The organism is Capnocytophaga sp. oral taxon 326 str. F0382 (genome assembly GCF_000318295.1).
GTDB classification, from domain to species: domain Bacteria; phylum Bacteroidota; class Bacteroidia; order Flavobacteriales; family Flavobacteriaceae; genus Capnocytophaga; species Capnocytophaga periodontitidis.
On record NZ_KB291398.1, the window covers coordinates 33,178 to 44,550 of the forward strand.

An 11,373-nucleotide genomic window follows, 5' to 3' on the forward strand; every position below is an offset into this window, starting at 1 on the left:
TGAATAAGGTTTATTTTTCTAATTGTTTAGCTTTTTCTACTGTAATACGTTTTTTTTGATAAAATGCTACGATATAGGCATCTTTATAGCCTTTTTTTTTTGCTTTGTTCAGTAGTTCAAGGGCTTCTCGGTGTTTAGAAGTATTTCCATAATAATACACATATACATTGTTGTCTTTTTCAACTGATATAGGCGAGAGTCCTTTAAAATTAAAAGACTTAGTTTCTAAACGTTTTGGACTTGATGATATTTGTATTTTATAACTCAATTCGTTATTGTTTGTTCTATTATTAGAAACATCAGTTTGTTTAGAGCTACGCCCTATTCCTCTCGCTTGAGAAATACTATCATCAGGAGCTACATACGAACTTTTTCCTTGTACCCATTTTTTATAAGTAAGAATCGCTTCTGCTATATTTTCAGCGAACTCTTCTTGTCCTTTAGCCGAAGTGAGAAACTTGCGTTCTTCATTATTAGTCAAAAAAGCAGTTTCTATTAGGATACTAGGCATATAGGTTTGATGTAAGACGATAAAACCCGCTTGGCGTACCCCGCGATTAGTGCGTTTCATCACTCCTGTAAGTTGATTTTGTACTATTTTAGCCAGCTGAATACTCTGTTCTAAAAATTCCTCTTGCATAATAGAAACACCTATCACTGATTCTGGAGAGTTGATGTTGTATTTGGCGTATTTCTTTTTGTAATCTTCTTCTAAATAAATTACTGAGTTTTCGGCTTTAGCAACCTCAAAGTTTTGCTCATTGGCGTGTAGCCCTAATACATAGGTTTCTGCTCCATCTACTTGAGTTTCGTGAGCATTACAATGTACAGAAACAAATACATCAGCTTTATTTCTATTGGCAATAGCACCACGCTCATAAAGGTCAATCAACTCATCGGTTTTACGTGTGTAGATAACCTTTATATCAGGATAGGCTTCTAACTTTTTGCCTACTAATAATACTATTTTCAGTACTACATCTTTTTCGTAAATGTTTTTGTTTACTACCTTACCAGGGTCTTTACCTCCGTGTCCAGCATCTAAAACTACTTTAAATACAGGTGTTTTTTGAGATAGTCCCAACATTGGTAATGCACATAGTACCCATAAGAAGATATAATGGACAAATTTCATCAATTCTTACATTTTCATTTAAATAGGCGGCAAAGGTAAGATTTTTACCTTAATACACCAAAATTGAACAGATATTTAACTGATTATTAACGATTGAAATTCTTCTTCACTAATCATTTTCACTCCTAATTGTTCAGCTTTCTCTTTTTTGCTAGGTCCCATATTATCGCCTACTATCACGTAATTAGTTTTTGATGAGATAGATGACCCTACTTTACCCCCGTGTTGTTCAATGAGGGCTTTGAGTTCATCGCGAGAATATAAGTGAAAGACTCCAGAAACTACAAAAGTAAGTCCTTTAAGGGTATCTGTTTGTCCTTCAGTAGATTCCTCTGAAAGAGCAAATTGCAATCCATAGTCTTTGAGTCTATCAATAAGTTTACGATTATAGTCGTCTGCAAAGAAATTTACTACACTGGTAGCTATTTGGTTGCCTATCTCGTCTACTTCTACTAATTGTTCTATTGTAGCATTTTCGAGTGTTTCAATATTTTTGTAGTGGCGTGCTAACTTCTTAGCAACAGTTTCACCTACATATCTAATTCCCAAAGCAAAAAGCACGCGTTCAAAAGGTATTCCTTTTGATTGCTGAATACCTTTAATAATATTCTCAGCACTCTTTTGTGCCATACGCTCTAAGGGGAGCAATTTCTCTACGGTTACCTCATAGAGGTCAGCATAAGTATGGATAATACCGGCACGGAAGAGTTGTTCTACTGTCTCTTCTCCTAAGCCTTCTATATCCATTGCTTTGCGTGAGATAAAATGTTGAATCTTACCTGTAATCTGGGGCGGACAGCCATAAGCATTAGGACAGTAGTGTTGCGCTTCGCCTTCGTTACGCACCAACTCGGTACCACATTCAGGACAATGGGTGATATATTTCACGGGCTGAGTATCTGCTTCGCGCTTATCTAAGTTCACGCCCACAATTTTAGGGATAATCTCTCCGCCTTTTTCTACATATACCGAGTCGCCTATGCGAATATCAAGCTTTTCAATCTGGTCAGCATTATGCAATGAAGCGCGTTTTACTACGGTTCCTGCTAATAACACGGGTTTGAGATTTGCCACCGGAGTAATAGCTCCTGTACGTCCCACTTGGTAGGAAATACTCTCTAAAACAGTGTCTACTTGTTCTGCTTTGAACTTGTAAGCCATTGCCCAACGTGGTGATTTTGAAGTATACCCCAACTCTTCTTGCTGGGCAATATTGTCTACCTTTACCACTACTCCATCAGTTTCATAAGGCAAAGTGTGGCGTTTGGTATCCCATTCATTGATAAAGTCCATCACTTCGGCAGTAGAGTGGCATAATTTGGAAATATTAGGTACTTTAAAGCCCCATTCGCGCGCTTTTTCTAAACTCTCAAACTGACTCTTTATACCTGTGTTCCCTACCAAAAAGTACAATAAGCAATCCAAACCTCGTTTAGCAACCTCGGCAGTATCTTGCAATTTGAGACTACCGCTAGCGGTGTTACGAGGGTTCATAAAAGGGTCTTCGCCAGCTGCTATACGTTCCTTATTGAGGTTTTCAAAGGCTTTTTTAGGCATTACTATCTCCCCGCGAATGTAAAAACGTTCAGGGTAATCGCCTTTTAGTTGCAAGGGTACTGAACGAATCGTACGCACATTAGCGGTAATATCGTCACCCTGAATACCATCACCACGAGTAGTAGCTTGTTTAAGCTTGCCGTTTTCGTACAACAAATCTATAGAAGCACCATCGTATTTCAATTCACAAGTAAAATTGATTTGGTCACTGCCTAATGTTTTAATAATACGTTGTTCCCATTCCTCTAAGTCTTCTTCAGAATAAGAGTTATCTAATGAGTACATACGATATTCGTGTACTACAGTGGGGAAACTTTTAGTTATAGTTCCTCCCACACGTACAGTAGGAGAATTCTCATCGTAAAACTCAGGATGCGCTTGCTCTAAAGCTTGTAGCTCTTTAAGTTTTTGGTCAAACTCATAATCTGAAATTGTAGGATTGTCCAGCACATAGTAGTTATAATTGTGCTCATTGAGTTCCTCCCGAAGTTGTTGTATCTTTTCTTTCATAATTTTCCTTGTTACCTTTTACCTCTTACCTTTTACCTCTTACCTTTTACCTCTTACCTCTTACCTTTTACCTTAAGACCCTATCCGGCTCTTTGTTCTTTTCCCATTTTAGGTCTGAAAGCATTGAAGCTTTGATACCAATAAAGAAGTACCATGAGCTACGATAACCAAAGGGAGTAAATTGAAAACTCATACGAAAACTGTTCAGATCGCGTTCAAAACGTACTTGAGTATAGGTGAAACCTTGATTTACAAAATCATAACCACTGGAAAGCCCCACTTGCCACTTAGGAGTAAGTGATACATTCCCTGAGAACATTAGAGAATTATTAGATATAGTACTTTCACGTGCTTGATTACTATAAGTAAGTGAGTGTGCAAGAGTAATATCCCAAGGTATAGCCGCTTTATAGTAGTTTTTTTTCTCTTCTTTATCCTCGCCTTCTTTGCGGTTCTTATCCATATCCTGCACTTCGCTTAGTGGTTTCGACGACCCAAAGAGGTCATCAGTACGTCCTCCTGCTACGTTACCCGTCTGTTTGTCTTTATTCTTGTCTTTTTTATCTTTGTTCGAGAATGAATAGTTAGTAGAAATATTGGCGTTAGTAAGCCTAAAAAGACTACCGCCGTTGTCTATATTCCATTTCTCCATTTGTCGTCCATTGTTGTCTATTGCATAAGGGTTGAGTGTTGCCCCAAAGTTCACCCCGAGCTTCCCGTTGAAGAACGAAGTACCCCCCGTAATATTCAGCGGACTAAACTGCTTGGTAATCACGTTGTAGTTAGAACTGAAATTGAGACTGTTCAAGAGCATTACCTTTTTCGGCTCAGCATCAGTACTATCTTTTTGTTTCACTTTGGCTTCAAAGGTGTTCGCCAAAGAGAACCCTATCGATTGCGACTCACCCAAACTTGGCGTACCGTAGATCCCCCCTTCAAAACGGGTATATTGTGAGCGGTTGCCATAAGCGTCCGAAATGTAATAATCATAATATTGATCAAAAGAAGGATTATAACCATAACTCACTGAGGGTCGCATTATGTGACGAATAGCTTGAATTTTAGCATTCTTACCAAAACGGAAAGTACCATAGATAGTCGTACCAAGACTCGCCCCGAGGTTGTATGTCATAAAACGGTCAAAACCACTGAGAGTATCAATTCCTACCTTTCCCGTATTGCTATTGAAGTCCTTACGGCGAATTGTCTTAAACTGCCAAGTCTCGTTTACTGAAGAGTTCAATCCTAAGGTAATGTATTTAAATAACTTAGCAGTTGTACTCACCGGTATAGAGTGTCGCACCCCGTTTTTAGCCTCATCAAACATCTTTTTACTAAAAAACAGACTATCATAAGTAGCAAAACGGTTGTCAGCTTGCATACTATATTGAAAATTCAAACTCTTAATAAGACCTTTCTTTGCTTGCCCTTCACGAGCAAAAGGGTAAATGCGCTCCATACTCGCACGCATCGAAGGGAGTGTCATATCAATACTTTTCGTATTCGTATTTTGTGAATGCGATGCCGATAGCGATAAGTTAATCGAAGGATATGCTGGGAATGTCTTGGAATACGAGATAGACGACATCATCGTGTTGTTCAAAAAGTTCGACGTATTCGCTTGATTGTAGGATTCTTGATAATATCTACTGTTGCTCGATAGGTTTACCGAAGCCGAAAAGTTGGAATTAGGGTTAGCTTTGCCGTCTTTGGAATGCGACCACTGGATATTGTACATACGGCTGCCTGAATAGTCAGGTAAACCCCTCATACTGTATATGTTATTCTCAAATGAAAGATTAAAACTTCCGGAATACTTGTAGCGCTTCACATAAGCCGATTGTGCTCTAAGCCCATAGCTACCATTGGTATAATAGTCACCCGTAAGCGAAAGGTCAAAATTGTCGCTAATTACAAAGTAATAACCTATGTTCTGCAAAAAATAGCCACGGTTATTCACTTCTCCAAAGGTAGGGAAGATAAGCCCCGAAGTGCGTCCCGATACCATAGGGTAATAAGCGAACGGAATAGCCAAAGGGGTAGGAATATCCACTATATACATATTGCTAAAACCCGCAATAATCTTTTTCTTAGGTACAAACTTCGCTTTGCGTACTTTGATGTAATAATCAGGATCGTCAAGGTCTTCAGCAGTAGTGATAATTGCATTTCTCATAAAGTAAGTAGAGTCATTCTCCTTTTTTATGATCTCACCTTTTATGTTGTTTTCGTCCTGCTTGGTATAAGCATTGCGGATAATCGCCTTCTGGTTACGATAGTTAAAGCGAATAGAATCAGGCTCTATTACATCACTACCTTGCTTAAATACAGGGTGCTGACTATATTCACCTAAACTATCTTTCAAACGTCCTGCATATACCTCTCCTTTCTCGTAATTAATCACATCTATGCCCGCTGTAATGTCAATATCAGTATATTGTACATTAGTCTCATTGTACAGGATGATTTCATTCTTTATTCTATTGAACACAATACTATCCTTAGCCTTGTATTTCACTATGTCTTCCAAGGCATTTTTAGGTTTCTTAATAGTATCGTTTTTAAGGGAATCTTTAGCCTTTCCTGAAGTTTTTTTAGGCTTGATACGTCGTCCACGACGGTCATTCTTAGGCTCTATAGTGTCTTTTTTAATAGTATCGCGTGCTACCCAAGGATAGGTATAGTTAAAACCACCTGTCCTAAAGGCAAATGATTCAGCATACCAAAAGCAACAGCTTACTACTAACAAGCTGATAATAAAAGAGAGTTGACGTTTATACTGTAACAAAGTTTTTCCGAATATAGTTTTATTGAGGCGACAAAAATACAACTTTTTTTTGAAATGCCAAGAACTATATCGCAACTTACTATTGGAAATGGATCTACTAGCCTCCAAAACTACCATTTATTACTCTCTTTTACTTAAATTATCATATTCATAACGAAATCGCCTTTTTCTTGAATTTTCCGCAATAACTGTAATAACGAATAATAAACGAAGAAAGAACGAACAATAAACGAAGAAAATACATACTTTACTTATTGACGAATACTTAACGAATTGAACAAATCATTGAGAATAATGTAAAACTAAAAATATTTGAACACTACTTGTTTTATTATCTATCACCTAAAAAAATCTCTCTCCCTTCATTCGTAATTCCTAATTATTTTGTACTTTTGCCCTTACTTTAACGAAGTAAATGATGATGACTCTCAAAAATATCAAAGTTTTTATTAAAAAATCCCTTGTTTTCAAGATTTTAGCCTTTGCCATAGCCTTAGTGCTTATCTTGCAAGTATTTCCCGAAAAAGCGAAGTTTAAATACGAATTTCGCAAGGGTGAACTTTGGCAACACGATAATCTATATGCTCCTTTTGATTTCCCCCTAAAAAAAACAGATCAACAAATAAACTCTGAAAAACAACAAATTACCAATCAATCTACCGTTTATTACAAACAAGATACAACTGCCTTTATAAGTGCTAAACAGAAGTTTGAACAGAAAAAAAATAGCTATTTCAATCAATTGTCTAAAGACAAAAAAGAGCTCTTACTCCACAAAGCTGAAACATTTTTAACTGAAAGCTATCACAATGGGATAATGCTCAACCCTCCTGTGTTCAAAACTTCCGAAATCGCAATTATCAAGCAAAACAACCAAATTATTGAAGTCTCTGCCTCTCGTGTATTATACCTTCAACAGCTAAATAATGCCATTAAAAACTATTTCAATACCGCTCCTTACAACGAATATCTTAAAAATTACTACGACCTTTTCTTTGATATCCTCACCCCTAATCTTGTAATCGACCAAAATTTTACCCAAAAAGCCTTAAATCAAAACCTCAAAGAGATTGTCTATACGCGTGGATGGGTGAACAAAGGAAAACTTATCATCGCCAAAGGTGAATTAGTCGAAGGTGAAAAACTAAACACTCTCTTATCTCTCAAAGAAGAATATGAAACCCAAACGTGGAGTCAAAATAACTATAATTGGTCGCTATCAGGCTATTACACATTAGTTGCTATAGTATTGATACTAATGGTGTTATACTTAAAAATATACGAAAAGAAAATATACAAAAGCAATGTCAAATTGAGTGTTATCTTGCTCAATATGCTCACGATGATTCTTTTCGTCGGACTCATCTCTCGCTATTTCCCCGATTATATCTATATTGTCCCCGTAGGAATGATGGTGCTCATTCTCAAGTCGTTTTTCGATCTGCGCACCGTCCTCTTTGTGTATATCAGCACCATACTCATCACAGGCTTCATTGTGCCCAATAGCTTCCAGTTTGTGTTCATACAAATTGTATCTGCTATGGCTATCATCCTCACTCCTAAGGGAATGCACTACCGATTGAGCAGTTTTGTATCGGCGGGACTCATCACCGCTGCCTATTTAATTATTTATATCGCTTTCCATACCATTACCGAAGGAACACTCAAAGGACTAGACATTTCCTTGCTCACTCTTTTCATTCTCAATGGTATAGGAATCCTATTTTCACAACCTTTTACCTATATCTATGAACGTACTTTTGGCTTAGTATCCGATGTCTCTCTCTTGGAACTTTCCGACACGAACACCAAACTTTTGCGCCAACTCTCCGAAAAAGCTCCTGGTACTTTCCAACACTCTATGCAGGTGGCAAATCTTGCCGAAGCTGCTGCCGCCGAAATTGGCGCTAATACGCTATTGGTGCGTGTAGGAGCACTATATCACGACATTGGTAAGATGGAAAATCCTATTTATTTTACTGAAAACCAAAAAACAAGCCTCAACCCTCACGACCAGCTCACTCCTGAACAAAGTGCTAAGGTGATTATCAAACACGTTGCCGATGGTGTCGAACTCGCTCATAAAAATAAACTGCCCAAACGCATCATCGATTTCATCAAAACCCATCACGGACGCAGTCTTACCTATTATTTCTATCGCAAAGCCTTAGACCTAAATCCCGAAGGCACTAAAGAAGAAGATTTCCGCTACCCAGGTCCTATTCCTTTCTCCAAAGAAACAGCTATACTGATGATGGCTGATTCAGTGGAAGCCGCTACCAAAAGTCTTAAAAACCCTACTTTTGAAGCTCTTAACGAGTTTGTAGATCGCATCATCAAAAAACAATTAGATGACAATCAATTTGCTAATTCCGATATATCTTTCAAAGAAATCGAAGCTATCAAACGCATATTTAAAAACAAACTCACCAATATCTACCACGTGCGTATCGAATATCCCGAGTAATTGGCACACTTATTGACATCCGATTCTCCAAGATTCTCCAAGATTCTCCAAGATTCTCAAAAATCTAAAATAAACATCAAAAAATATGAAACACTACTTTGTATTATTTTCGCTAATATCAACAATGGCAATAGCACAAAACCAAACGCCTACCGTCGAAGTTACAGGTGAAGGCATCGTATATGCAACCCCCGATATGGTAAATATCTCTATCAGTATCGAAAAAGAAGGGCTTGATTTGAAGAATCTCCGACAAAAGAACGGCGAAGCTGTGGCTCAAGTATTACAACTTTTGAGTAAGGAACTCCCTATGGAGAATTTCCAAACCAGCTATGTATCTCTTTATAAAGACGATTATAACAAACTGAACAAATATCGTGTCGTGCAAAATATCAATATCAAATTAGAAGATATAAGCAAGTACGATAACTTGATGAATACTATTTTCGATGCAGGAGTAAACCGAATTGACGGCATCAGCTTTGGAGTAAAAAACAAAGAAAAACTCTTACAAGAAGCACGTATCGCCGCTATCGACGATGCTCGTAAAAAAGCGTTACTCTATGCCGTAAGCTTAGATCAAAACATTGGTAAAGCTATCCAAATCAAGGAAGTAAACTCTCATTTCAACGATATACAACCCGTTGAAAGAATGAGCAAAATGAGTTTAGGAAGTACCGGAAATGATAATACTTTAGCCGTAGGTAAAATAGCTATCGAAGCTCAAGTAAATGTAGCATTCGAACTTTTAAAATAAATTCACTATGGGAACACAAGAAATTATAGCCTATATTTTAGTAGCAATAGCAGCTTTTTTCTTAGTGAAAAAACTGTTTTTTAACAAAAAGAAAGGCTGTTCTGGAGGCGCTAATTGCAACTGCGGACACTAAATAATTAAAAAAAATGCCAATTCACAAATTTGCTAATTGACAAATTATTCGTACCTTTGCGCCCTCAATTTTAAAAATTACAAATTATATCTATGACCGCTATTAGAAATATAGCTATTATTGCCCACGTTGACCACGGAAAAACTACCCTTGTTGATAAAATCTTGCACCACTGCGCACTCTTTCGCGACAACCAAGATTCTGGCGAACTGATATTAGATAATAACGACCTCGAACGCGAACGCGGTATTACCATCCTCTCTAAAAACGTATCTGTTGTTTATAAAGACATCAAAATCAACATCATCGATACCCCTGGCCACGCCGACTTTGGTGGTGAGGTTGAGCGTGTCCTCAATATGGCTGATGGCGTACTTCTATTAGTAGATGCCTTTGAAGGTCCTATGCCTCAAACGCGATTTGTACTCCAAAAAGCTATCGAAATGAAGTTGAAACCTATTGTGGTAATCAACAAAGTCGATAAAGAAAACTGTACGCCTGATGAGGTACACGAAGCTGTATTCGACCTGATGTTTGAACTCGGTGCCGAAGATTGGCAACTCGATTTTCCTACTGTCTACGGTTCAGCAAAACAAAACTGGATGTCTGAAGATTGGCATAAAAAAACGGATAGCATCGCTCCCCTACTCGATATGGTGGTAGAGCACATCCCTGCTCCTCAAATTGAAGAAGGTAGCTTGCAAATGCTCATCACTTCTCTTGATTATTCTACCTTTACAGGTCGTATCGCTATCGGTCGCTTGCACCGTGGTACCCTAAAAGCTGGTATGAATATTTCATTAGTGAAACGTGATGGGACTATCGTCAAATCTAAAATTAAAGAACTACACCTATTTGATGGTTTAGGTCGTAAAAAAGTAGAGGAAGTACAAGCAGGCGATATTTGTGCGATTGCTGGCTTAGAAGGCTTTGAAATTGGTGATACCATCGCCGATTATGAAAATCCCGAAGCACTTCCTACTATCGCTATCGATGAACCTACAATGAGTATGCTCTTCACTATCAACGATTCTCCTTTCTTCGGTAAGGATGGTAAATTCGTAACCTCTCGCCATATCAAAGAACGTTTGGAACGCGAATTAGAGAAAAACCTCGCTTTACGTGTAGAACCTACCGATAGTGCCGATAAGTTTATTGTTTATGGTCGTGGGGTATTACACCTCTCAGTGCTCATCGAAACAATGCGCCGTGAAGGTTACGAATTACAAATAGGTCAGCCTCAAGTAATTATCAAAGAAATCGATGGTGTAAAATGTGAACCTGTAGAAGAACTTACTATCGATTTACCTGAGAACGTAAGTGGTAAAGCTGTCGATTTGGTAACCCTTCGTAAAGGTGAAATGCTAAGTATAGAGCCTAAAGGTGAACGTATGATTATCAAGTTCATCATTCCTTCTCGCGGTATCATCGGTTTGCGTAACCAATTGCTCACAGCTACTGCTGGTGAAGCTATTATCCACCACCGTTTCTTGGAATTCCAACCTTTCAAAGGTGAAATCGCAGGGCGTATCAATGGGTCGCTCATCTCTATGGAACAAGGTACTGCTATCCCCTACTCTCTCGATAAATTGCAAGACCGCGGTAAATTCTTCATCTTCCCAGGCGAAGACATCTATACAGGACAAGTAATTGGCGAAAACTCTCGTAGTGGAGATATCGTTGTGAATGTTACGAAGACTAAAAAACTTACAAACGTACGAGCTGCTGGTTCTGATGAAAAAGTGAAGTTAGCTCCCCCTATTAAGTTTTCATTAGAAGAAGCTTTGGAATATATCCAAAAAGACGAATACGTTGAAGTAACACCAAAAAATATGCGCTTGCGTAAAATCTACTTAGATGAAAATGAACGCAAACGCCACGAAAAAGAGTTTAAATAATTAAGCAAATATTTTCTAAAAACAAAAGAGGTTGCCCAATATTGAGTAACCTCTTTTTAATTGTCATAAACTTTGTCAAAGTCCCAAAACTTCAACAAAGTCTATAAATCTGATAATCAATCACTTTT

Annotated in this window: 7 protein-coding genes; 4 read left to right on the forward strand and 3 right to left on the reverse strand. The window is 37.9% G+C overall.

Translation table 11 applies throughout. The features are described from left to right. Positions 1 to 10 precede the first annotated feature (10 nt). The 3 genes from HMPREF9073_RS06200 to HMPREF9073_RS06210 form a co-directional block, all read right to left on the reverse strand. On the reverse strand, positions 11 to 1,135 hold the full coding sequence (locus tag HMPREF9073_RS06200; protein WP_009413130.1) for an N-acetylmuramoyl-L-alanine amidase: 1,125 nt from the start codon (positions 1,133 to 1,135) through the stop codon (positions 11 to 13). A gap of 75 nt (positions 1,136 to 1,210) precedes the next feature. Continuing rightward, positions 1,211 to 3,202, reverse strand: a complete 1,992-nt coding sequence (gene ligA / locus HMPREF9073_RS06205) for an NAD-dependent DNA ligase LigA (protein ID WP_009413131.1) — start codon at positions 3,200 to 3,202, stop codon at positions 1,211 to 1,213. Between the two features lie 67 nt (positions 3,203 to 3,269). After that, on the reverse strand, positions 3,270 to 5,990 hold the full coding sequence (locus tag HMPREF9073_RS06210; RefSeq protein ID WP_051046563.1) for a putative LPS assembly protein LptD: 2,721 nt from the start codon (positions 5,988 to 5,990) through the stop codon (positions 3,270 to 3,272). A gap of 418 nt (positions 5,991 to 6,408) precedes the next feature. Between HMPREF9073_RS06210 and HMPREF9073_RS06215 the strand changes: the two genes are divergently transcribed. The 4 genes from HMPREF9073_RS06215 (at position 6,409) to typA (ending at position 11,245) form a co-directional block, all read left to right on the forward strand. Continuing rightward, positions 6,409 to 8,457 carry an HD family phosphohydrolase gene (locus HMPREF9073_RS06215; RefSeq protein ID WP_198005890.1) on the forward strand — a complete coding sequence of 683 codons (2,049 nt, stop codon included), beginning with the start codon at positions 6,409 to 6,411 and terminating at the stop codon, positions 8,455 to 8,457. Between the two features lie 85 nt (positions 8,458 to 8,542). Further along, positions 8,543 to 9,214, forward strand: a complete 672-nt coding sequence (locus HMPREF9073_RS06220; protein ID WP_034555528.1) for an SIMPL domain-containing protein — start codon at positions 8,543 to 8,545, stop codon at positions 9,212 to 9,214. 7 nt (positions 9,215 to 9,221) lie between these two features. Then, entirely contained in the window at positions 9,222 to 9,347 is a 126-nt protein-coding gene (locus HMPREF9073_RS15475; RefSeq protein ID WP_009413135.1) for a FeoB-associated Cys-rich membrane protein, read from the forward strand. A 92-nt stretch (positions 9,348 to 9,439) separates the two neighbouring features. Beyond that, a complete protein-coding gene (gene typA / locus HMPREF9073_RS06225) occupies positions 9,440 to 11,245 on the forward strand; it encodes a translational GTPase TypA (protein ID WP_009413136.1) in 1,806 nt (601 codons plus the stop codon). Positions 11,246 to 11,373 lie beyond the last annotated feature (128 nt).

Excerpts from the sequence above, each read along its gene's own strand:
- HMPREF9073_RS06200 (WP_009413130.1), bottom strand. The coding sequence starts at position 1,135 with ATGAAATTTGTCCATTATATCTTCTTATGGGTACTATGTGCATTACCA.
- ligA (WP_009413131.1), bottom strand. The coding sequence starts at position 3,202 with ATGAAAGAAAAGATACAACAACTTCGGGAGGAACTCAATGAGCACAAT.
- HMPREF9073_RS06215 (WP_198005890.1), top strand. The coding sequence starts at position 6,409 with ATGATGACTCTCAAAAATATCAAAGTTTTTATTAAAAAATCCCTTGTT.
- HMPREF9073_RS06220 (WP_034555528.1), top strand. The coding sequence starts at position 8,543 with ATGAAACACTACTTTGTATTATTTTCGCTAATATCAACAATGGCAATA.
- HMPREF9073_RS15475 (WP_009413135.1), top strand. The coding sequence starts at position 9,222 with ATGGGAACACAAGAAATTATAGCCTATATTTTAGTAGCAATAGCAGCT.
- typA (WP_009413136.1), top strand. The coding sequence starts at position 9,440 with ATGACCGCTATTAGAAATATAGCTATTATTGCCCACGTTGACCACGGA.